Source organism: Pseudoxanthomonas sp. P4_B2, from assembly GCF_056402315.1.
Genome location: NZ_JBFUHQ010000001.1, coordinates 927,071 through 950,921 on the forward strand (window position 1 = coordinate 927,071; position 23,851 = coordinate 950,921).

Annotated in this window: 16 protein-coding genes; 9 read left to right on the plus strand and 7 right to left on the minus strand. The window is 62.9% G+C overall.

Annotated elements, in window-relative coordinates:
- Positions 1 to 10 precede the first annotated feature (10 nt).
- The 7 genes from AC1DTQ_RS04125 (at position 11) to pilH (ending at position 8,529) form a co-directional block, all read left to right on the plus strand.
- Positions 11 to 2,857 carry a 2-oxoglutarate dehydrogenase E1 component gene (locus AC1DTQ_RS04125; RefSeq protein WP_477848206.1) on the plus strand — a complete coding sequence of 949 codons (2,847 nt, stop codon included), beginning with the start codon at positions 11 to 13 and terminating at the stop codon, positions 2,855 to 2,857.
- Between the two features lie 58 nt (positions 2,858 to 2,915).
- Entirely contained in the window at positions 2,916 to 4,145 is a 1,230-nt protein-coding gene (gene sucB, locus AC1DTQ_RS04130) for a dihydrolipoyllysine-residue succinyltransferase (protein WP_477848208.1), read from the plus strand.
- 197 nt (positions 4,146 to 4,342) lie between these two features.
- Entirely contained in the window at positions 4,343 to 5,767 is a 1,425-nt protein-coding gene (gene lpdA, locus AC1DTQ_RS04135) for a dihydrolipoyl dehydrogenase (protein WP_477848209.1), read from the plus strand.
- A 101-nt stretch (positions 5,768 to 5,868) separates the two neighbouring features.
- Positions 5,869 to 6,462, plus strand: a complete 594-nt coding sequence (locus AC1DTQ_RS04140; protein ID WP_477848210.1) for an LOG family protein — start codon at positions 5,869 to 5,871, stop codon at positions 6,460 to 6,462.
- 220 nt (positions 6,463 to 6,682) lie between these two features.
- A complete protein-coding gene (locus AC1DTQ_RS04145; RefSeq protein WP_477848211.1) occupies positions 6,683 to 6,979 on the plus strand; it encodes a GIY-YIG nuclease family protein in 297 nt (98 codons plus the stop codon).
- Positions 6,980 to 7,047: 68 nt separating this feature from the next.
- Positions 7,048 to 8,043, plus strand: coding sequence for a YhdH/YhfP family quinone oxidoreductase (locus AC1DTQ_RS04150; protein ID WP_477848213.1), 996 nt, complete (start codon positions 7,048 to 7,050; stop codon positions 8,041 to 8,043).
- A gap of 93 nt (positions 8,044 to 8,136) precedes the next feature.
- Entirely contained in the window at positions 8,137 to 8,529 is a 393-nt protein-coding gene (gene pilH / locus AC1DTQ_RS04155; protein ID WP_310090996.1) for a twitching motility response regulator PilH, read from the plus strand.
- A 37-nt stretch (positions 8,530 to 8,566) separates the two neighbouring features.
- Here the strand turns inward: pilH and AC1DTQ_RS04160 are convergent, their stop codons facing one another.
- Positions 8,567 to 9,466: a DnaJ C-terminal domain-containing protein gene (locus AC1DTQ_RS04160; RefSeq protein ID WP_477848215.1), complete on the minus strand. Its 900-nt coding sequence runs from the start codon at positions 9,464 to 9,466 to the stop codon at positions 8,567 to 8,569.
- Positions 9,467 to 9,576: 110 nt separating this feature from the next.
- Positions 9,577 to 10,029, minus strand: a complete 453-nt coding sequence (locus AC1DTQ_RS04165; protein ID WP_477848217.1) for an Hsp20/alpha crystallin family protein — start codon at positions 10,027 to 10,029, stop codon at positions 9,577 to 9,579.
- A gap of 148 nt (positions 10,030 to 10,177) precedes the next feature.
- On the opposite strand from AC1DTQ_RS04165, the gene AC1DTQ_RS04170 reads away from it, so the two are divergent.
- Both AC1DTQ_RS04170 and AC1DTQ_RS04175 read left to right on the plus strand, forming a co-directional pair.
- Complete coding sequence (locus AC1DTQ_RS04170) at positions 10,178 to 10,660, plus strand: redoxin family protein (protein ID WP_477848219.1); 483 nt, start codon at positions 10,178 to 10,180, stop codon at positions 10,658 to 10,660.
- Between the two features lie 30 nt (positions 10,661 to 10,690).
- Positions 10,691 to 11,275, plus strand: a complete 585-nt coding sequence (locus AC1DTQ_RS04175; RefSeq protein WP_477848221.1) for a ferritin-like domain-containing protein — start codon at positions 10,691 to 10,693, stop codon at positions 11,273 to 11,275.
- 90 nt (positions 11,276 to 11,365) lie between these two features.
- On the opposite strand, the gene pbpC is transcribed toward AC1DTQ_RS04175, so the two are convergent.
- The 5 genes from pbpC to AC1DTQ_RS04200 form a co-directional block, all read right to left on the minus strand.
- Complete coding sequence (gene pbpC / locus AC1DTQ_RS04180; RefSeq protein ID WP_477848358.1) at positions 11,366 to 13,747, minus strand: penicillin-binding protein 1C; 2,382 nt, start codon at positions 13,745 to 13,747, stop codon at positions 11,366 to 11,368.
- A 108-nt stretch (positions 13,748 to 13,855) separates the two neighbouring features.
- Positions 13,856 to 18,709: an alpha-2-macroglobulin family protein gene (locus AC1DTQ_RS04185; protein ID WP_477848359.1), complete on the minus strand. Its 4,854-nt coding sequence runs from the start codon at positions 18,707 to 18,709 to the stop codon at positions 13,856 to 13,858.
- 287 nt (positions 18,710 to 18,996) lie between these two features.
- Positions 18,997 to 21,591: a DNA gyrase subunit A gene (gene gyrA / locus AC1DTQ_RS04190; RefSeq protein ID WP_477848223.1), complete on the minus strand. Its 2,595-nt coding sequence runs from the start codon at positions 21,589 to 21,591 to the stop codon at positions 18,997 to 18,999.
- 370 nt (positions 21,592 to 21,961) lie between these two features.
- The gene (mtnA, locus tag AC1DTQ_RS04195) at positions 21,962 to 23,017 is read right to left on the minus strand and encodes an S-methyl-5-thioribose-1-phosphate isomerase (protein WP_477848225.1); all 1,056 of its coding nucleotides are present in this window, start codon (positions 23,015 to 23,017) and stop codon (positions 21,962 to 21,964) included.
- Positions 23,018 to 23,058: 41 nt separating this feature from the next.
- On the minus strand, positions 23,059 to 23,757 hold the full coding sequence (locus AC1DTQ_RS04200; RefSeq protein ID WP_477848227.1) for a DUF3011 domain-containing protein: 699 nt from the start codon (positions 23,755 to 23,757) through the stop codon (positions 23,059 to 23,061).
- Positions 23,758 to 23,851: the final 94 nt, after the last annotated feature.

Consider the following 23,851-nt stretch of genomic DNA (forward strand, 5'->3'; position numbering starts at 1 on the left):
CTACGCCATCGTGGACAACCTCCTGAAGCAGTTTGCGCAATCCTCGCAACTCGGTGGCGGCAACGCCTCCTTCATCGAAGACCTATACGAGCAATACCTGGTCTCCCCCGATAGCGTCGGTCCCAAGTGGAAGACCTACTTCGACGGCTTCAAGGGCCGCGAGGCCGGCGATGTGCCGCACTCGGCCATCATTTCCCAGATCACCGAAGCCGCTCGCCATGCTGCCAACAACGGTTACGCCAGCGCTCCTGCCGGGGCCACCGGCGCTGGCGACGAGCGTGAACGCAACGTCGGCCGCCTCATCACCTCTTACCGCTCGCGCGGCCATCTGGCCGCCAACCTGGATCCGCTGGGACTGACCCCGCGCCAGGACTCGCCGGACCTTGAGCTGGCTTTCCACAACCTGTCCGACCGCGATCTGGACGCCGAATTCAGCACCGGCGGCGTCGCCGGCCAGCCGCGCATGAAGCTGCGCGACCTGCTGGCGCGGCTCAAGGCCACCTACGCCGGTTCCATCGGCACCGAATTCATGTACATCACCGACGTCGAGCAGCGCCAGTGGCTGTATCAGCGCCTGGAAGCGGCCGGTGGCAATTATGGTCTGGATGTCGAAGCCCAGCGTCGCACCCTGGAACGCGTGACCGCGGCCGAGGGTCTGGAGCGCTACCTGCATACCAAGTACGTTGGTCAGAAACGCTTCTCGCTGGAAGGCGGCGACGCGCTGATCCCGCTGCTCGACCTGACCATTCGCCGCGCCGGTACCGACGGGGTCAAGGACATCGTACTGGGCATGGCCCACCGCGGTCGCCTCAACGTGCTGGTCAACACCTTGGGCAAATCGCCACGCAAGCTGTTCGACGAGTTCGAAGGTAAGTTCGAGCATCTCGAGGACGACCGCGCCCACACCGGCGACGTCAAATACCACATGGGCTTCAGCGCCGACATCGCCACCCCGGGCAATCCGGTGCATCTGGCGCTAGCGTTCAATCCTTCCCACCTTGAAATCGTCGACCCCGTGGTCGCCGGCAGCGTACGTTCGCGGCAGGAACGCCGTGGCGACAACGAGCGCAAGGCCGTCTTGCCGGTGATCATCCATGGCGACGCCGCCTTCGCCGGCCAGGGCGTGGTGATGGAGCTGTTCCAGATGTCGCAGGCACGCGGTTTCGCGGTCGGCGGCACCCTGCATATCGTCATCAACAACCAGATCGGCTTCACCACCAGCGCACGCGACGACGCCCGTTCCACGTTGTATTGCACGGACGTGGCGAAGATGGTCGGCGCGCCGGTCCTGCATGTGAATGGCGACGATCCGGAAGCGGTCGTGTTCTGCGCGAACCTGGCCTACGAATTCCGCCAGGCCTTCAAGAAGGACGTGGTCATCGACTTGGTCTGCTATCGCCGCTGGGGCCATAACGAAGCCGACGAACCGGCGGCGACCCAGCCGCTGATGTACCAGGTGATCCGCGCGCACAAGACCACGCGCGAACTCTATGCCGCTCAGCTCGAAGAGAAAGGCGTGATCGCTCCGGGCGAAGCGCAGGCGTTGGTCGACACCTACCGCAACAAGCTCGACTCCGGCGAAGTCACCACCGAGTTGGCCAAACCCAAGCCCGATGAGCTGGCGATCGACTGGTCGAAATACCTGTCCGGCAAGGTTACCGATCCGGTCGACACCAAGGTCAAGCGCAAGTCGCTGGATCAGTTGGCCAAGATCATCAACACCATTCCCGCAGGCGTGACCCTGCATCCGCGCGTGGCCAAGATCTACGACGACCGCGTGAAGATGACCAAGGGCGAGCTGCCGGGCGACTGGGGTTTTGCCGAGAACCTGGCCTACGCCACCCTGCTTTCCGAAGGCCATCGCCTGCGTCTGGTCGGCCAGGACGCCGGACGCGGCACGTTCTTCCACCGTCACGCCATCCTGCACGACCAGAAGACCGACAGCTATTACTTGCCGTTGCGTCAGCTCGTCGACAACCCCGAAGACGCCACCATCATCGACTCGCTGCTCAGCGAGGAAGCGGTGATGGCGTTCGAGTACGGCTACTCCACCACCGATCCCAACACGCTCGACATCTGGGAAGCGCAGTTCGGCGATTTCGCCAATGGCGCGCAGGTGGTGATCGATCAGTTCATCGCTGCCGGAGAGGCCAAGTGGAGCCGCATCAGCGGCCTGACCCTGCTATTGCCGCACGGCTACGAAGGCCAGGGCCCGGAACACAGTTCCGCACGCCTGGAACGCTTCCTACAGCTGTGCGCGCTGGAAAACATGCTGGTCTGCGTGCCCACCACGCCGGCGCAGTGTTTCCACATGATCCGCCGCCAGCTGCGCATGACCACGCGCAAGCCGCTGATCGTGATGACGCCCAAATCGCTGCTCCGCCACAAGCTGGCGGTGTCGTCGCTAGATGAGCTGGCCAACGGCGAATTCCAGCACCTGATTCCGGACGCCGCCGCGGATGCGAAGAAGGTCAAGCGCGTGGTGCTGTGCTCGGGCAAGGTCTACTACGACCTGCTGGAAGACCAGCACAAGCGCGGTCAGGACAATGTGGCGATCCTGCGCATCGAGCAGCTGTATCCGTTCCCGCGCGAACTGCTGGCTGCCGAACTCAAGCGCTACGCCGGCGCCACGGAAGTCGTGTGGTGCCAGGAAGAACCGCAGAATCAGGGCGCGTGGTACCAGATCCGCCACCACCTGAAGGCCTGCACCACCGACAAGCAGGAAGTGTATTACGCAGGTCGTGCGCGTTCGCCCTCGCCGGCCGCCGGTCATTTCGCCCAGCATGTCGAGGAGCAGCTGAAGCTGGTCGCCGATGCGCTGGTCAACGAGTTCGGCAACGTCATCGTCGCCGAATAATTCCATTCGAAATAATTCCGTTCGAATTGCACCCATCCAAATAGGAAGCCTTTCCAACATGGCCACCGAAGTAAAAGTCCCGGTTCTTCCCGAATCCGTTTCCGATGCCACCATCGCCACTTGGCACAAGAAAGCCGGCGACGCGGTCAAGCGCGACGAGAACCTGGTGGATCTGGAGACCGATAAGGTCGTGCTGGAAGTGCCCTCGCCGGTCGATGGTGTACTCAAGGAAATCAAGTTCGCCGAAGGCGCCACGGTGACCAGCCAGCAGCTGCTGGCGATCATCGAGGAAGGCGCCGCCGCGCCGGCTCCGAGCACGGACAAGAAGGCCGAGACCGCACCGGCGGCCGGCGCGCAGGAAGTCCAACCTAAAGCCGAAGCCGCCAAGGCCGAAAAGGCTGCGCCCGCCTCCACCAAGCCGGCGCCCGTGGCCTCCACCGACGGCCTGCCGCCTGGCGCCCGTTTCACCGCCGTCACCGAAGGCATCGATCCAGCCAACGTCGAAGGCACCGGCCGCAAGGGCGCGGTAACCAAGGAAGACCTGATCAATTACGCCAGCGGCAAGACCTCCGGCGTCTCGGGCGGCGCACGTCCGGAAGAGCGCGTGCCGATGACCCGCATCCGCACGCGCATCGCCGAGCGCCTGATGCAGTCCAAGAACTCCATCGCCATGCTCACTTCGTTCAACGAAGTGAACCTGGGCAAGGTCATGGCGATGCGCAAGGAGCTGGGCGAATCGTTCGAGAAGGCCAATGGCGTCAAGCTCGGTTTCATGAGCTTCTTCGCCAAAGCCGCGGCCAATGCGTTGCAGCGCCACCCCGTGGTCAATGCCTCGGTCGATGGCAACGACATCATCTATCACGGCTACGCCGATATCTCGATCGCCGTTTCCACCGAAAAGGGCCTGGTCACGCCGGTGCTGCGCAACGTCGAACGCCAAAGCTTCGCCGACATCGAGAAGGGTATCGGCGAGTACGCCAAGAAGGCGCGCGACGGCAAGCTGGCCTTGGAAGACCTGCAGGGCGGCACCTTCACCATCACCAACGGCGGCACCTTCGGTTCGCTGATGTCCACGCCCATCGTCAACCCGCCGCAGAGCGCCATCCTGGGCATGCACGCCATCAAGGAACGCGCGATCGTCGAGAACGGCGTCGTCGTTGCCGCGCCGATGATGTACATCGCCCTGTCCTACGACCACCGCATCATCGACGGCAAGGACGCGGTGTTGTTCCTGGTCGACATCAAGAACCAGTTGGAGAATCCGAGCCGCATGCTGCTCGGGATGTGATGCTTTAAAGCCCCTCTCCCCTCGGGAGAGGGGTTGGGGTGAGGGTACGGCGAAGCACTTCCGGTGAACCCAGAAGATAGTAATCGGCTCTTTTAATCCCCTTTCGGCGCCACCACTTTTAATCCGCCGTACCCTCATCCGCCCTTCGGGCACCTTCTCCCGACGGGAGAAGGGTGAAGCGAATCAAGGAAATCGACATGGCAGAACAATTCGACGTCGTCGTCATCGGCTCCGGCCCTGCCGGTTACCACGCCGCCATCCGCGCAGCGCAACTCGGCCTGAAAACCGCCTGTATCGATGCTGCGTTGGGCAAAGATGGAAAGCCGGCTCTAGGCGGCACCTGCCTGCGCGTGGGCTGCATTCCGTCCAAGGCGTTGTTGGACAGTTCGCGCCAGTTCTGGAACCTGCAGCATCTGTTCGCCGATCACGGCATCACCACCAAGGACGCCAAGATCGACGTCGGCACCATGGTCGGCCGCAAAGACAAGATCGTGAAGCAGTTCACCGGCGGCATCGCCTTGTTGTTCAAGGCCAACAAGATCACGCCGTACTACGGCTTCGGCCAATTGCAGCCAGGCAACATCGTCAAGGTAAAGCAGCACGACGGCACCGAAGTCGAACTGAAGGGCACCAACGTCATCATCGCCGCCGGTTCTGACTCGATCGAGTTGCCGTTCGCCAAGTTCGACAACGAATACATCGTCGACAATGTCGGCGCGCTCGATTTCACCAGCGTGCCCAAGCGCCTGGCGGTGATCGGCGCCGGCGTCATCGGTCTGGAGCTCGGCAGTGTTTGGAAACGCCTGGGCGCCGAAGTCACCATTCTCGAAGCGCTGCCGGATTTCCTGCCCGCCGCCGACGCCGAAGTAGCGAAGACGGCGGCGAAGGAATTCAAGAAGCAAGGCCTGGACATCCGCCTCGGCGCCAAGGTCAGCAAGACCGAAGTCAAAAAGAAGGAAGTGCACGTCACCTACGCCGATGCCGAAGGCGAGAAGACCCTCGTCGTCGACCGCCTGCTGGTGGCCGTGGGCCGCAAGGCGGCTTCGAAAGGCCTGCTGGCCGAAGGCACCGGGGTGAAGCTCAACGAGCGCGGCCAGGTGGAAGTGGACGAACACTGCCACACCGGCGTCGACGGCGTCTGGGCCGTGGGCGACTGCGTGCGCGGCCCGATGCTGGCCCACAAGGGTTTCGAGGAAGGCATTGCGGTGGCCGAACTGATCGCGGGACTGCCCGGCCACGTCAATCTAGACACGGTTCCGTGGGTGATCTACACCGAGCCGGAAATCGCCTGGGTCGGCAAGACCGAACAGCAGCTCAAGGCCGAAGGCATTCCCTACAAGACCGGCAGTTTTCCGTTCGCCGCCTTGGGCCGTGCGGTGGCGATGGGCGAGCCGGCGGGCTTCGTCAAAGTCATCGCGCACGAGGAAACCGATCGCATTCTGGGCATGCACCTGGTCGGAGTCGGCGTATCGGAGCTGGTGCACGAAGGCGTGCTGGCCATGGAGTTCAGCGGCTCGGCCGACGACCTGGCCCGTATTTGCCATGCGCACCCGACCCTGTCCGAAGCCGTACACGATGCGGCGATGTCGGTGGCTAAGCGGTCGATCCACAAAGTCAATTGAGCAACCAGCTTCCCGCCCGCATGGCGGGAAAGGCGAAGGGGTGAACCGTGCCACGCACGTTCACCCTTTTTCCGTTTTTGAGTACAGCATAAGGATCCAGCATGAAATCGATCTGCGTTTATTGCGGTTCCAACGCCGGCAGCAAGATCATCTATTCCGAGCGCGCCGCGGCCTTGGGCGACCGCATCGCCAAAGAAGGACTCCGTCTGATCTACGGCGGCGGCAATGTCGGCCTGATGGGCGTGGTCGCAAACGCGGTGCTGGAGGCCGGCGGCCAGGTCACCGGGGTGATTCCAAAGCAGCTCGCCGATTGGGAAGTCGCACACCGCGGCCTGACCGAACTGGAAATCGTCGGCTCCATGCACGAACGCAAGGCGCGCATGTTCGACCTTGCCGATGGTTTCGTCACCCTGCCCGGCGGCTTCGGCACCATGGAAGAGATCTTCGAGATGCTGACCTGGCGCCAGCTGGGCATCGGCAACAAGCCATGCGCCTTTCTGGACGTGGACGGCTTCTACGCGCCGCTGATCGGCATGATCGATCGCATGGTGGAGGAACGCTTCCTGCACGCCGAGCAGCGTACCGACCTGTGGCACGGCGAGGACATCGCCGCCATGCTGCAATGGATGCGCGACTATCGGCCGGCGCAGGCTTCGAAGTGGATTGATGAGAAGAGACGGTCGGCATTGCGGTGACTCCGCCGGGGGAGATCACTGCGAACTGACCAGCCGTCTTTCTTAATCAACTCATAGTCCTTACCGACGTCATCCCAGCGAAAGCTGGGATCCATTTTGACTTTCGCGCTATCTCCCATTTGGCGCGCGCCCATGTAATTTGCGAAGATCAAGATGGATTCCAGCTTGCGCTGGAATGACGATTCACTTCTTAATGTAACTACGGGCTAAGGACAGCCAAATGCAACGAGAACGCGTTCCCTGCGTCTACATCCTAGCCAGTGCGCCCCGCGGCACGCTGTATGTGGGCGTCACTTCTAATCTCCCTGCCCGGATTTGGCAGCACAAGAACGATCAAGTGGACGGGTTCAGCAAGAAGTACCTAATACATACTTTGGTCTGGTACGAGGTGCATGGGACGATGGAATCTGCAATCCTGCGGGAGAAGGCGATCAAGGCCTGGAAGCGGGTTTGGAAGATTGAGTTGGTGGAGAAGTTCAATCCAGAATGGTTGGATCTTTACTCCGGAATTCTCTAATTCGGCCCTAGAGCAAGATCAAAATGGATCCCAGCGTTCGCTGGGATGACGACTGGAAATTCACTGTCATGACCATCCCGAAGCAGTTTCCCGCTTTCCGCATTCACAACGACGACGCCGGCTACCGCGCCGGCATCGAATCGATATCGCTGGACGATCTCAATCCTGGCGAAGTCGTCATCAAGACCGAATACTCCTCGGTCAACTTCAAGGACGCGCTTGCCGGCACCGGCGAAGGCAAGATCCTGCGCAAGTTCCCATTGGTGGGCGGCATCGACGTCGCCGGCCATGTGGTCGCCAGTACCGATCCCGCTTTCAGGGAAGGCGACGCCGTGCTGGTCACCGGTTCCGGGCTCAGCGAAACCCGGGACGGCGGTTACGCCGCCTATGCGCGGCTTGAGTCGAGGTGGGTCATTCCCCTGCCTGAGGGCTTGAGCCTGCGCGAGAGCATGATCCTGGGCACGGCCGGCTTCACCGCCGCTCTGGCGCTCTATCGGATGCTGGACAACCGGCAGACGCCCGCATTGGGGCCGTTGGCCGTGACCGGCGCCACCGGCGGCGTGGGTTCGCTGGCGATCGATATCTTCACCAGCGCCGGTTTCGAGGTGCACGCCATCAGCGGCAAGGCCGACCAGACGGACTATCTGACGTCGCTGGGCGCCACCCAGGTGCTGGGACGCGACGCGCTGGCCACCACTCGCCCAATGGAATCGGTGCGCTTCGGAGGCGGTTTGGACAACGTGGGCGGCAGCATGCTGACCAGCCTTCTGGCGCAGACGGCGCCCTACGGCAATGTGGCCTCGGCCGGGCTGGTCGCCAGCCATGAGCTGCCCACAACGGTCATGCCTTTCATCATCCGCGGCGTCTCACTGCTGGGCGTGGCCTCGGCCGGAACCGCCCGCAGCATACGCGACGATATCTGGCGGCATCTGGCCGACGACTGGAAACCCAGGCGTCTGGAAGCCATTTGCACGCGGGAAACGACGCTAAACGGCCTTCCTGAGGTCTTCAATGGCATGCTTTCGGGCAAATCGTTCGGCCGCACCCTGGTCAAAATCGGCTAAACGCGAACCCCGTCACGCCCGACGGACCCCCCCCATTTTCCGTTGACGCAAAGTCACACTACAATCGGCACTGGGGACAACTTGGGGTAAAGCATGGCGCGCATTCTGATCGTCGACGATTCGCCTTCACAGCTGCTGGGCATCCAGCGGATCGTCGAAAAACTTGGCCACGAATCACTCACCGCCGAAGACGGCGCCGCGGGCGTCGAAGTCGCCAAGCGCGAACTTCCGGACATGGTGCTGATGGACGTGGTCATGCCGAACCTCAACGGGTTCCAGGCCACGCGCACCTTGAGTCGCGAAGCCACCACCAAGCACATCCCGGTCATCCTGGTGACCACCAAGGATCAGGACACCGACCGCATGTGGGGACTGCGCCAGGGCGCGAAGGCGTATCTGACCAAGCCGTTCTCGGAAGACGAACTGGCCGAAGTCATCGAGCGCATCTTCAGCACCAGCGAAATGCCGCCGTCCACCGCAGCCTGACGCCGGTAGTCTGGCGACTCATGAAAACGACGGGTTCTTACCCGTCGTTTTCGTTTTCCTCGAACGCAGTCGCCAGCATCCGATAGAGAGTGCGCTGGCGCTCGTTGACCGCACGCGGCGCGGTGATTTCCAGTTCCACGATCTGGTCGCCCACAGGCGTACCGGGCAGTCCGCGTCCACGCAGGCGCAGCTTGCGTCCCGCTTCCGAATCGGCGGGAACCTTCAACTCCACTGGACCGCCGAGGGTCTGCACGCTGACCGTCGCCCCGAGCGCGGCCTGCCACGGCGCCACCGGCAGCACGTAGATAATGTTGCGTCCGTCCACCTCGAACTGCGGGTGCGCGGCGTACTCGATTTCCAGCAGCAGATTGCCGCCACCATCACCTTGCCCGGCCAGGCGGATCACCTGACCGGGACGCACGCCCTTGGGTACGCGCACGTCCAGTTGCTTGCCATTGAGCCCCAGACGCACGCTGCCGCCGTCGTAGACCGCCTGCAGCGGCACCGACACCTTCGCGCGCGTATCGCCAGGAGGACGCGGTCCACGCGCGCCGGCGCCCGGATGCGCACGGCGCCCGAACAGGCCTTCGAAGAAATCGCTGAAGCCGCCGCTGCCCGCGCCGTCGCTGCCGAACACTTCTTCGAAATCGAAGCCCGGACCACCGCCGACGCCTCCGCGTCCGAAATCGGGCGGCGGGCGGAATTCCTCGCCGGGCCGGTAACCTTGCGCGCGCAACTGGTCGTAGGCCTGGCGCTTCTGAGGATCGCGTAGAGCCTCATAAGCTTCGTTGACGCCCTTGAATTTCTCCTCTGCCCCTGCTTCCTTGCTGACGTCTGGGTGGTACTTGCGCGCCAATCGCCGGTAGGCCGTCTTGATCTCGGCATCACCCGCGGTGGGTTCGACCCCGAGCACCTGGTAGTAATCCTTGAACTGCATCGTTTACCTCATGAACAATCGGCCCGCAATCCTGCGACTGCGAGCCGATTCTACTTACTGCGGGGCACAGGCGTCGCTGCTGCTGCGACCTATGCCATGCCCGCACCGCTTTACTGCATCGTCGGTTCGCCGACCTGGATGCGGCGCGGGGCCGACTGGGCCTTCTTCGGAATGCTGATCTCCAGCACGCCATTGCTGCCGCTGGCCACGATGCCTTCGGCGTCGGCGCTGTCCGGCAAGGCGAACTCACGGTGGAACGCGCCCTGGCGCCGTTCGGCTCGCGAGTATTTCTCGCCTTCGCCGAGCGCCGGATTGGAGCGCTCGCCCTTGATGCTCAATACGCCCTTGTCCATCTGGATCTCGATCGCATCGGTGGCGATTCCCGGCAGATCCGCCAGGATCACAAAACGCCCTGCTTCCTCCCGCACGTCCACGCGCGGCACCCATTGGGCTTCTGCAGGAGCGTTGGCGGCGGCCTTGTCGAAGAAGTGCTCGAACAACTGGTTGATTTGCTGCTGGCGCGCGACCTGGCGCGGCCAATGGCGGTAATGAACGGCATGCATGGTGTGACTCCTGAGTTCTGTTTCCGGTAGGGAGCGGCGCTTGGCCGCCATGGCCAAGAGATAGGCGTGAAACGGCCGGTTTCAAGTACCTTTGACGCGGCCTTACCATCCCCGCGCCTACCCTGCATTCATCCTCAAGGAACCCTCCATGACCATACAGACCGGCGACACCATTCCTGAAATCACCCTCAAGCGCATCCGTGACGGGGTGGAGACGGTCGACACCCTCACCTTGTTCGGCGGACACAAGGTCGTGCTATTCGCGGTACCCGGCGCATTCACGCCGACCTGCTCGGAGCGCCACCTGCCGGGTTTCGTCCAACACTTCGATGAATTCCACAAACGCGGCATCGATGTGTATTGCGTGTCGGTCAACGACCCCTTCGTGATGCAGGCCTGGGGCAAGTCGCAAGAAGTACCGGAAGGCCTGGAGATGCTGGCCGACGGCAATGCCGATTTCACCCGCGCCTTGGGCCTGGAAATGGACGCCAGCGGCTACGGCATGGGCGTACGTTCCAAACGCTATGCGTTATACGCGGAAGACGGCGTGGTCAGGCAGCTCTGGGTCGAATCTCCCGGCGAGTTCAACGTCTCTTCGGCCGAACACGTGCTGGAAAACCTGCCGAACTGATTCCCTCTCCCTCCACCACAAGGCCAGCCAATGTCCCAGCCCGCCAGCAAATCCAAGCCGCAGAAAGCTTCCACTGCCGGCAAGTCGCCTTTGACCGCCACCGCAACTCTGCGCGCGAATGCGCGCAAGAACATTGAGGATGGCGCAATCACCAGCACTTACGGCGCCGACAAGGAAGTGGTGATCCGTCTCTTGAACGAGGCGCTGGCCACCGAATGGGTCTGCGTATTGCGTTACTACCGCCACTACTTCATGGCCTCGGGCATGTTGGCCGATTCGATCAAGGCCGAATTCCTGGAGCACGCGCAGCAGGAACACGAGCACGCCAACAAAATCGCCGAGCGCATCGTGCAGCTGGGCGGCGAACCGGACCTCGATCCGGACACGCTGACTAAGCGCGCGCATGCCGAGTACAAGGTCGGTCACGACCTGCGCGACATGGTCAAAGAGGACCTGATCGCCGAGCGCATCGCCATCGACAGCTATCGCGAGATGATCAACTACATCGGCGACCGCGACACTACGACCAAGCGCATCCTGGAATCGATCCTAGCCCAGGAAGAGGAGCACGCCGACGAGTTCTCGGACCTGCTGGACGGCTGGATCGGCAACTAGCCATATCTTGTAGGAGCGACGCGAGTCGCGAAACCTGTAACCTTTGATTGCTAAGCGCTTCGCGACTCGCGTCGCCCCTACAGGGTTTGCTCATAGAAGGACGCGGAAGCTGATCCGCGTCCATGCGCCGCTCTCCGCTAACGCGGTAAGGGTATGGTCGCCGGGTTCCGAGTAGTCGCGCTGGAAAGGCTGCGCGCCATTGGTTTCCGCTATCCATCTCCCATCCAGCAACCATTGGATCTTGGTATCGCTGCCCAGTGCACGTATCTGCAACCTAGCGCCATGCGTACTGCTGGGTGCGCGGGCGATGGTGGCGCGGTCATTCAATCCTTCGATGCGCAGCTCGGAGGAGGCTTCGCGCCCATCGGCGATGCAGTCCGCGGACAACGCGGGCAACCGGGACTCCCTACGCGTTTCCGATGACAGCCATGGCGATGCGAGCGCCGGCCAACGCGCGATTTGCGCCGCGCGCGGCTCATGCGGTTTCGCGCATTCGCCCGAAAGCCGCAGCCCTGTTTTCGCGTCCACCTCGAAGCGCTCGCGTCCGGTATTCCAGAGCCTGGCATCGCGTTCGGCGAACGTCGGCGGAACGGCGCCGTCCAGGGTCCATGCTTTCATCCGTCGCTGGCATAGCTGCGGAGCGTCGGCTTCGGGCGGCAAGCCCAACGGCCAGCAGATTTCCGCCTCGGCGACGTTGGCGGGCGGCGGCGCGGGCACGCCGTCGCTGCGTGCCTGCGGCAGGCTGTCGATCACTTCGAACATCAGCGGCAACGCGGTAACCGCGCCGTACTGGCCCGGCAAGGGCGTGCCGTCCGGTCGACCTACCCATACGCCGACCGTGTAGCGGCGCGTGCCGCCGATCGCCCACGCATCGCGAAAACCGTAGCTAGTTCCCGTCTTCCACGCCACGCGCGGACGCGAACCGATATCAAAAGTGCCTAACCCATAACCGGGCCTTGGATTGGCTTCGAGTATTTCGCGCAGTATCCAGGCCGCTCCCGGCGACATCATGCGGCGGTCTATGACCGGATCGGCGTCGGTATAACGCACGCGTCCGGCGAGGCCGTCGCGATTGAATGCGGCGAACGCGCCCACCAGGTCTTCCAACCGCGCACCGGTACCGCCCAGAATCATGGAGAGATTGGGTTTGCCGCCGCGCGGATATTTCAGCTCGATGCCCCCGTTGGCCAGCCGCGCGGAAAAACGCGCTGGACCCACGCGATCCAGCAAATCCACCGCGGGCACATTCAAGGAAAGCCGCAAAGCTTCGGCCGCACCGATGGGACCGTTGAAGGCGGAATCGAAATTGCCCGGACGATAGCCGTCGAACGTCTGCGGCGCGTCGATCAACAGGCTTTCCGAGTGGATCAACCCGTCGTCCAGCGCCAGACCGTAGAGAAAAGGCTTCAACGTGGAACCGGGCGAGCGCCAGGCCTGCACCATGTCCACATGACCCAGCCGCTGCTTGTCGCCAAAAGTCACCGAACCGACATAGGCACGCGCCTGCAGACTGGTGTTGTCGACCACCAGCAGGGCGGCTGAAGTGCGTTCGGGCAGAGTGGAGAAATAAGCGAAGACGCGTTCCTCCAGCGTCCGCTGCAGCTCGGGATCGACACTGGATACGATGCGCGCGGCTTTGGGATCGGCCTGATGCAGGCGTTCGGCCAGCAAGGCGGCGCTGAGCGGCGGTTTCAGGGAACGGGCGACCACCGATTCGACGCGGGCATCGTCCACCTCCGCCTGCGGCCAGACACCCAACGCGACCATGCGCTTGAGTACCTTGTCCCGTGCGATGCGCGCAGCTTCCGGATGCCGATCAGGACGCAGCCGGCTGGGCGATTGCGGCAATACCGCCAGCAAAGCCGCTTCGGCCTGCGATAGTCGCGACGCCGGCTTGCCCAGATAAGCCCAGCTCGCCGCTTCCACCCCTTCGATGGCGCCGCCGAACGGCGCACGTTCCAGGTACAGCTGTAGGATTTCCCGTTTGGACAAGTGCGCTTCGAGCTGCAGCGCGCGCAACAGTTGCTTGGCCTTGCCCCATGGCGTGCGCGAGTGCGGGTCGAGGATGCGCGCGACTTGCATGGTCAGGGTGGAGCCGCCGGAAACGATGCGTCCGCCGCGCAGCCACTGCCCGCCTGCGCGTAGCAGCGCCCAAGGATTGACGCCGGGATGCTTCCAGAACCAGCGGTCTTCGTAGTTGAGCAGCGCCTGCAGGTAGAGCGGCGATACGGTTTCCGGCGTGGCCGGGTAGCGCCAGACGCCGTTGCGATCAGCGAAGGCGCGCAGCGGAGTGCCGTCGCGTGCGACCACCAGAGTGCTGGTGTCGCGGGCTTTGGGAAGTGGAGGTGGGAAGGCGAGGTCCAGGACGAGGAGTGTCACCAACACGGCTATCGTGCCCCAGCGCAGCCAAGGCAGCAGACCTCGCACGCTTTTTCTTCTCCCTCCGGGAGAAGGTGGCGCGAAGCGACGGATGAGGGAATGGAAATTCCGTGCCACGGGAACCCTAATGCGGGCGGACAATCCGCTCCCTCATCCGCCCTACGGGCACCTTCTCCCGGAGGGAGAAGGGAAGCTTCCCCATCACGGCTGCACCACCGTGATCGAGGCCGGCGTCGACTTGCCCACGCCACGGATATCCGGGCGGTACATGTCTTCCACCAGCGGCGGCGGCACGCTGTAGGTGCCAGGAGTGACCGCACGGACCAGGTAGAACACCTTGGCGGCGTCGCCGCGATCCAGCTTCAAGGCGGCCACGTAGCGATCGTCGCGGTACTCCTCGTGCTTGACGTCGGCCGAGCTGGAGCGGTCGGTAATGTTGATGCCGTCCACCACTACGTCCGCCCACTGCTTGGCGTCGCCCAGGTTGAAGTTCTCGATCTCAAGACCGGCCGGCAGCAGATCGGTGAACAAGGCATCAGGCATGCTTACGTTCGCGGTGATGCTGACCCGTACGATCAATGCCTCGCCCTCCTTCAAGGTGCTGCCCTTCCACTCCTTGCCATCGGTCGTGTAATAGCTGCGTTCGATACCGATCTGCTTGTTGTCGAAAGCCGGCGGGCTGCGCTGGATACCGGCGACTTCCAGGCTGGCGAACAAGGGCGGTTGGCCTTCGGGCGTGAATCGCACGCCCTTGGCGAGAGTGGCGTAGTCGAAACTGCGGCCGAAGATCTTGGTGGCCGCAACCGCCTCGCTTTCGCCGCCGACGCTGTAGCTGCCCGAGACGAGTTTCTTCTGATCCGCCATCAACGCTTTGCCCAGACGCGCCAGCGCCACCTGCTCCTGCGTGCTCAGGTACATCCAGCCGGTGTTGCGGCGCGCATCCAGCTCGCGACCCAGGGACACCGAGCGCGCATCGTAAGCCGGCTTGCCGAGCTTGCGCTCGTGCACCAGCGCGATCATCAAGGCATCGTCGCGCACGCGGCTGCCGTAGTCGCCCAGATAACCCGAACGATCGCCGGCCTTGGCGAAGCCGTCGGCGATCGCCTTCTCGCCCCGCTTCTTGTCGCCCTGCAGCGACAGCGCGATGCCCAGGTGCACCAAGGGCAGCCCGGTGAGGCTCTTGCCGCGCTCGTTGTCGTAGAGCGCACGCAGCGTACCCAGCGGGGCGCGGTTCACCCGGGCCAGCACGTAACCGGAATAGGCCTGGCTGGCGAATTTAAGATGGTCGCGCGAATCGTAGCCATAGAACTGCGCACCGCCCGCCAGCAGATCCTCGCTCAAGCGGGTCAAGGCCTTCTGCAGCACCGTATCCGGTACTGCGAATCCACCTTCCTTCGCATCCAGCAGGAACTCCACGATGTAAGGCGTCAGACCCGGATTGACGTAACCGTCATCGCCCCACATCGAGAAATGGCCGGTGGACACCTGCATGGAAGCCAGACGACCGAAGGCGCCCTCCATGCGTTCGCGGCGCTTCTTCGGATCCAGCCCCTTTACGCCCAGCATCTTCGCCGTCGCATCGTCCAGTTCCAGCGCGGCATAGCCTTTGCTGGTGGTCTGTTCGGCGCAACCGTACGGATATTCCAGCGCGCCTTGCAGCGCGCTGGCGAACGGGATCGGCGGCAGCGCACTGACCATCATGCGCACGTTGACCGAACCGGTCATCAGGCCATCGGCGAAACCGCTGCCAAGTTCGACTGGCGCCAACGTGTCGAGCACTCGCGTCTGTGAACGCAACACCGACGGCCAACCAGCGCGCACCGGAACATCGTACTTGCGATCGACCTTGAAGCCGCCGCCATCCACCCGCACACGGACCTGTGCGGTGGTGTAACCCTCGCCCGCCGTGATCGGGAAGCTGAGCGTGGTCTTGGCGTCCTTACCGAGCTTGGCGTTGCGCGAAGCCTGTGCGATCGACAACGGACCGATGCCATCCACCTGCACCTTGAAATCGCCAGGCTGCCCGGTGAAATTCTGCACGTCCAGGGTCACCGTGCTCTTGTCGCCCGGCGCCAGTACGCGCGGCAGACTGGCTTCGGCCACGATGGGCGCGCGCACCAGTGTTTCGCGATCCTTGTTACCGTAACGATCCTCCGAGTACACCAACACCGACACCCGCAAGGTGCCGTTGAAATCCGGAACCTTCAACTTGACCCGCGCATTGCCCTTCGCATCCAGCTGTACCGGGCCAGCGAACAGGTCCACGGTCTGCACGCGCGAGGTCGGGCGCTTGGCCTGCGGCAATGCCGCCAGCGCCATGTCGCCGCCGAAACGGATCTTCGCGGTATCGCCTTCGAAACTTTCGATCACGCGACCGTACACGTCGTACGCATCCACACCCAGGCGGCGCTGGGCGAAGAACTGCGCATTGGCGTCGGGCACCGGGAAGCGGGTGATGTTGAGGATGCCGACATCCACAGCGGAAACCGTCACGAACGCCTGTTTTCCTGCCAGTTCGGGCACGCTGACGGTGACCGGCAGATCCTGCTCGGGCCGCATCTGTTTCGGCGCGACCAGTCCTACCGAGACCCGGCGCGCCCTGCGATCCATAGGCACATGGGCCACGCCCACAGCGCGCGCCGGAGTGATCTTGCTGGGTACGGAACCGCCGCGGAACACCAGTGCCGTGACGTACACGTCATGGCGTTCCCAGTCCGCGGTCACCGGAATCTCGAAGGTGCTGCCCGGCTTGGCGTCGATTTCCTGCACGTAAAGCATGCGGTCGCTCTCGACCATCAACAGTCCCTTGCCGGGATGCGGCGGAGTGACCGTGACTTTGAGCGTGTCTCCGGCCTTATAGCCGGTCTTGTCGAGGGCGATCTTCACCTTGTCGGGGCGCGCATCCAGGCCACGGTTCTCGTCGTCCCAGCTCCAGCCCGCATTGAACGGATAACGCGTGGTCAGGCCGGTCGCCGGATCGAACACTTCCAGCCGGTAGCCCCCCCACTCCACCGGGTAATCGACCTTGGCGGCGGTCGCTCCGATATCGACCGTCTTAACCTCCAAGTTCTCGAAGCGCTGGGTGAAATCGTAATCCCAGCCGTCGTCCTCGTCGTAGTTCCAGTGGTAGTCGCGGATTTCGCGCACCAGAGTGACCTTGAGGCCCTTGGCAGATTGCGGCTTGCCGGCAGCGTCCACGCGCACCAGCTCGAAGCGGGCATTGCTGTTGGCGTCGGCGCCGTCCTTATCGTCGAACAGCGGGCGCACGCCGACCAGCGCATTGGCCGGCCACAGCACGCGCTTGAGCGTGCGGTTGACGGTGCGGCCGCCGGTTTCGTAGACGCTGCCGGAAACGACTGCCGCTATCGTGCTGCTGGGCTTAGCTTCGGCGGGCAGCGCGATGTCTTCCTCGTAAACGCCTTCGGCATCGAAGGTCGTATCGATGATGTCTTTTGCTTCCTTGGGCAAGCTCAAAGTGGGATCGCCGAAAAAATAGCCGGGCAGTTGTTCCAGCGGATGTTGTTCCACCGCGATCGCCATCTTGGCGGTGAAGCGGTTGCCGTCGGCCGGCGCGCCGTACAAATAAGCCGCTTTGGCCTTGAGCTTGAACGGCTCGCCAGGCTTGAGGACTTGCTGGGTGGCTTCCAGATCCAGCTTCATGCGCTCGGGTAGGAACTCCTCGATGCGCAAAGTCATGCCCTGCACAGCTTCCTTGCTGGCCGGATCGGTGCGGAATTCGACCTGCCAACGCCCGGTCGGCGCTTCCGTCGGAATGACCTGCTCGAAACTGAAATACCCCTGCGCACCCGGCTGGAGACGGGTCTCTCGGAAGGTCTTGCCATCCGGCTGCTTCAGGCGCAGAAAGATCGGCTGAGGTTTGGTGGGCTTACCGTCGTTGTCGCGCAGCAACGCATTGATGCGCACGGTTTCGCCCGGGCGATACAGATCGCGCCCGGACCAGGCGAACACATCGAACCAAGCCGTCTCGCGGCCGGCGACCGAAAATTCGGACAGATCCAGCGCCGGTTGGTTGAACGGCAACATGGATACGTCTTTGTCGCGCTTGGCGATCAGCACTTGGCCCGCATCGAGCTTGTAGTTAAGCAGCGCGTTGCCGTTGCTGTCGGTCTCGCCCTTCAGGAACACCTCGCCCTGCGGGTCGAGGATCTTCAGCTCAACGCCACCGATGGCATCGCCGTTGTTCAACGAGGCCGTGTGCACGAACAACTTGTCCTTGTAGGCGCGCGCATGCAGGCCGATGTCGCTGACCGTGAAGAAGGCGGTTTCGAAATCGCCGGAGAACTTGCCGGTGCGCTTCATCACCGCGAAGTACAGGCCGGGATCCTGCAGCTCCTTGATGTCCTGGATAGGAAGATAGGTCAGCATGCGTTCGTTGGGCTTGCCGCCCAGCACGAAGCGGTTGACGTAGACCGGCTCGGCCAGCTCGCCTATCGGCGTGTTGTCGTTGTACTCGCTGTCCAGGTCCCAATTGCCGCGCCTGCCCCCACGCTGGTATTCGGAGAAGAACTTGGGCAGGTTCTTCTCGCTGACGCGCAGGAACTCTACGTCCACTTCCTTGACGTTGATCGACACCACCGGCAGTCCGCGGCTTTCGCGTGCCGGCAGCACGCTGCCCTGCGAAGCGAAACCCACGGCGGGATCCAGTTGGCCGGTATGGACTTTCTCCTTCAGCTCCTTGCCCAGCCGGTTACCGTCGGCGGCAAGCAGGTCGGCACGCACCAGGACTTCGTAGTCCTTGGCCGCCTCCACGTACGGGAAGCGCAGGATCAGGCCCTTTTCGTCCAGCACCCAACTGCCTTTGACGGTTGCCCCTTTGTCGTCGGTCACTACCAGCAGATCGTCGAAGTTCTGCGAGCCCACTAACGGACGGCTGAATTCCAGGGCGATGGAAAGATCGCCGTCGTGCTCGTCCGGATAGATGCTGGCCAGCGCGAAGCCCTTGATCTCTTCCTTCTGCGCTTTGATCGGTTCGCCGCTCGGCTCGGGAAGCTGCCCGGTTTCGTTGCGCTTGCAGGCGCCCAGCGCCAACAGCATCAATGCCGAAACGAAAAACGCGCGTACCCAGCGGATGCGCGCGTTTGCCTGCGATGTCGATTCCATTTGCATTTCCCTGCCTAGGATGTATTGGCAGTATAGAACGCAAATCGAATTGGTTTAGGGTCAAGCCTGCTTACAAATTCGTGCTTCGCATCCGCGATGTTCTTCATTTTTGCCTCCCCCTTTGAAAAAGGGGGAGTGAGGGGATTTGCTTTTGCTTCAGAAGCAGGATCAAGAGCCCCCGTAGCCCCTTTTCAAAGGGGGCAAAGCAAAAGTAACGTCGCTCAGGCTTGCGGACTGGGACCATCGACTGAGGGGACCACGAGCTCGGATGACTCGTCGTCCTCGTCCAGCGATGCATCCAGACGCTCGACCGCCTGCAGGGTTTCTTCCTTGGCCAGCTTTATCAGGGTCACACCCTGGGTATTGCGGCCCACCTGCGAAATTTCCGCGGCGCGGGTGCGCACCAGGGTGCCGCCGTCGGAAATCAGCAACACTTCGTGGTGGTCGGACAACTGCACCGCACCGACCAGCTGGCCGTTGCGCGTCGAAGTCTGTAGGGCGATCACGCCCTGGGTACCGCGGCCCTTGCGCGGATAGTCCTCGACCGGAGTGCGCTTGCCGTAACCGCGCTCGCTGGCAGTCAGGATGTCGCCGTCGCCTTCGACCACGATCAGGCTGCGCACCTGCTCGCCCTTGGTCAGGCGGATGCCGCGCACGCCGGTGGTGTTGCGGCCGGTGCTGCGCACTTCCTTCTCGGCGAAACGCACGGCCTTGCCGTTGGAAGCGAACAGCATCACGTCGCGGCTGCCGTCGGTCAGGGCCACGCCGATCAGCGCGTCGCCTTCGTCCAGGTTGATGGCGATCTTGCCGCGCGACAGCCGGTAGGCGAACTCGGTAAGCGGAGTCTTCTTGACCGTGCCGTCCTGAGTGGCGAACAGCACGTACTGGCCTTCGGCGTATTCGCGCACCGGCAGCACCGCCTGCACGCGTTCGCCGGCTTCCAGCGGAATCCAGTTGATGATCGGACGCCCTCGCGCATTGGAACCGGCTTCCGGCAATTGGTACACCGACAACCAGAACACGCGCCCGCTGCTGGTGAAGGTCAGCAGGGTGTCGTGGGTGTTGACCAGCCACAGCTGATCGATGAAATCCTCTTCCTTGGTCGCCGCCGCGCTGCGTCCGCGGCCGCCACGGCGCTGGGCGCGATAGGCGCTGGCCGGCTGGCGTTTGGCGTAACCGGCGTGCGACAGGGTCACCACCACGTCTTCCGGCGCGATCAGGTCCAGGATGTCCAGGTCCTCTTCGCTGTGGCGGATTTCGCTGCGGCGCGCGTCGCCGAACTCTTCTTTGATGTTCAGCAACTCGGTGCGGATCACTTCCAGCAGCACATCCGGGTTTTCCAGGATGCGGATCAGGCCGCCGATGGTTTCCAACAGCTCCTTGTATTCCTCGGTCAGCTTTTCCTGCTCCAGACCGGTCAGGCGATGCAGACGCATTTCCAGGATCTGGGTGGCCTGGATCTCGGTCAGCTGATACGCACCATTGAGGAACCCGACTCCGGCCGGCAGGTCCTCCGGACGCGAGGTATCGGCACCGGTGGCCGCCAGCAAGGCGCCGACCAGACCCGGTTCCCAGGTCTTGGCCAGCATGCGCTCGCGCGCTTCGCCGGGGTTGGCCGAAGTCTTGATCAGCTCGATCATCTCGTCGATGTTGGCCAGCGCGACGGTCAACCCTTCGAGGATGTGCGCGCGGGCGCGGGCCTTGCGCAGTTCGAAGATGGTGCGGCGAGTGACCACTTCGCGGCGGTGGCGGATGAACGCCTCCAGCATCTGCTTCAGGTTCAGCGTCTGCGGACGGCCGTCGACCAGCGCCACCATGTTGATGCCGAACACCGACTCCATCTGGGTCTGCTGGTACAGGTTGTTGAGGACCACGTCGGCCGAATCGCCGCGCTTGACCTCCATGTAGATGCGCATGCCGTCCTTGTCGGATTCGTCGCGCAGCTCGCTCAGGCCTTCCAGCTTCTTTTCCTTGACTAGCTCGGCGATCTTCTCGATCAACCGCGCCTTATTCACCTGGTACGGGATCTCGGTGACGATAATCGACTCGCGGCCGGTATCGTCGTTGATCTCGATGGTGGCGCGCGCGCGCATGCGCACCCGGCCGCGACCGGTGCGGTAACCCGCCACTATCCCGCTGGTGCCGTTGATGATGCCGGCGGTGGGGAAATCCGGGCCCGGGATGTACTGCATCAGCCCGTCGACGTCGATTTCCGGGTCGTTGATCAGCGCGATCAGGCCGTCGATGATTTCGGTGAGATTGTGCGGCGGGATGTTGGTGGCCATGCCCACCGCGATGCCGGCCGAGCCATTGACCAGTAGGTTCGGGAACCGGGTCGGCATGACCGTCGGTTCGTATTCCTTCTCGTCGTAGTTGAGCTGGAAGTCGACGGTTTCCTTGTCGATGTCCGCCATCAACTGGTCGGTAAGCCGAGACATGCGCGCTTCGGTGTAACGCATGGCGGCTGCGGAGTCGCCGTCGACCGAACCGAAGTTGCCCTGCCCGTCCACCAGCAGATAGCGCAGCGAGAACGGCTGAGCCATGCGCACTAGGGTGTCGTACACCGACTGGTCGCCGTGCGGGTGGTACTTACCGATCACGTCGCCGACGATACGCGCCGACTTGAAATGGGCCTTGTTGCTATGCGCGCCAAGTTCGTTCATCGCGAACAGGACGCGGCGATGCACGGGTTTCAGGCCATCGCGTACGTCGGGAAGCGCGCGACCCACGATCACGCTCATGGCGTAGTCCAGGTAGCTGCGGCGCATCTCGTCTTCGAGGTTGACCGGGATGATTTCCTTGGCGAGTTCTGCCATTCGGGTTCCGTTTTCTGGTTATTTCTACGGCCAAAGACCGGGCTACCGAAGCAGGTTCGGCGGGCCGGAAATCGGTGGGATTTTCAACTGCGGAATTGTACCACGGATGGGTACCTGGGAGCAGCCTGGGAATGCTAGAAAAACAAGCACTTAGAGGAGCTAGGGATGACCGAAAAAGCCCGAAGCGGATAGCGATAACTCAAGGGTCGTTATCCCGGCGAATGCCGGGGATCCAGCTACCCGACGCTGTTGAGCTGGGTCCCGGCATTCGCCGGGATGACGTCGCTGATTTTTTGCAGAGCCGAACTTGCTCGGCTGCTCTTACGCGAAATCAACGGCAGCCGAGCAAGCTCGGCCCTACAGGAGCTGGTCAGCCGAAAGCCAGTTGCATCTTTTCGGCTGTAGGCCGCTCGATAACGCCTTTCTCGGTGACGATGGCATCGATCAACTCACCCGGGGTGACGTCGAAGACCGGGTTCCAGGCGCGGATGCCTTCCGCGACGATACGCACGCCGCCGATGCCGAGCATTTCGCCTGGGTCGCGTTCCTCGATTTCGATCAAATCGCCGCTGGCGGTGTCCATGTCCACTGTCGAGGACGGCGCTACCACCATGAACTTGACCCCGTGGTGACGCGCAGCGATGGCCAGCTGATAGGTCCCGATCTTGTTGGCGGTGTCGCCGTTGGCGCAGATGCGGTCGGCGCCGACGATTACCCACTGCACCGCGCCGGTTTTCATCAGATGCGATGCCGCGGAATCGGCGATCAGGGTCGCGTCGATCCCGTCCTGCTGCAGTTCCCAGACCGTCAGCCGCGCGCCCTGCTGCCAGGGCCGGGTTTCGTCCGCGAATACCCGGGCGATGCGGTCTTGGGCCACGCCGGCGCGGATCACGCCGAGTGCGGTCCCGAAGCCCGCCGTTGCCAGCGAACCGGTATTGCAATGGGTCAGCACGCCGCTGCCGGGTTCTATCAAGCCGGCGCCCAACGCGCCCATGTGGCGGTTGGCGGCGAGGTCTTCTTCCGCAATAGCCTGCGCCTCGCGCTCCAGCACCTGTTGCCAGTCCGCTCCGGCGGACTGCAGCACCCGGCGCATGCGGGCCAAGGCCCAAGCCAGATTGACCGCGGTAGGCCTGGCGGCATTCAACCTTTGCAGGGCCGGCTCCAGCTTGAGCGCCGCCTCGGCGCCATTGGCGGCCTCGATTTCGCGTGCCGCCAGCACCACGCCCCAGCCCGCCGCAATGCCGATGGCCGGTGCGCCACGGACCGCCAGCGAATGGATCGCTGCGGCCACTTCATCGCTACTGCGTGAACTGAGATGTTCGACCTGGAAAGGCAGTTTGCGCTGATCCAGCAGATCCAGCGTTTCGCCGGTCCAGAGGATCGGGCGAATCCGGTCGTAGCGGGCATAGTCGATATCTTTTTCCATGCCTCAAGTTTAAATCATCGTCGGTAAGCCAAGCGTTGCGCTCAATACACGCCGAATTCCGCGCGACAACCTTTGTCGACCCAGATACCCGTACTGTCCCAGTCCCAGTTGGTTCCTTTCACGCAACGGGTCCGGGAGAGCTGGCGCAAGAGGTCCACTCCCTTTTCCACTGTTACCTCGCAACGCTTTCGCTGCCTGTCATCGGATTCGCACAGGAGTTTCGTCGACCCGGTATCGATGGGCGAAGCGGACGCATCGGTCTTGCCCACCCTGAATTCGGCCCGGCAGCCGCGGGCTGTCCAGATACCGGTCTCGTCGTAGCCCCAGTCCAGGTTTTCGACGCAATCGGAGTCGGACAACAACCGCGTCAGGCGCACGCCGTTGCGGGTTTCCGCCGGGCAGTGTTCCACACGATTGGCCCGGGATTCACAGCGCACCAGCGTGCCCTCGATCTTGTCCTCTATCGGGACCGATTTGCCGGTAATGAATTCGGCGCGGCAGCGGTGCGACACCCAGACTCCGTGCCGATCGTAGTCCCAGTTACGGCCTTGCATGCAGGGCGTTTTCGACAATTGCTTGACCAAGGTGATCCCTTCATCGGTATCCACCTCGCAGTAGTGCTGTTCGGTGCGGTCGGATTCGCAACGAAAACGCATGCCGCTGGCCGTTGGCGCTTCGCCAAATACATCGGCCGAGCATGCCAACAGCAACACCACGCAGACTTTCGAAAGGATCTTCATGCTTGCCCCCGTAACACCAGCGACAGAGTCACACGAATCCCGTTAACGAATATGAAAAATAAGGTGTCTGAGTGTCTGATCCGCCGATATCCGT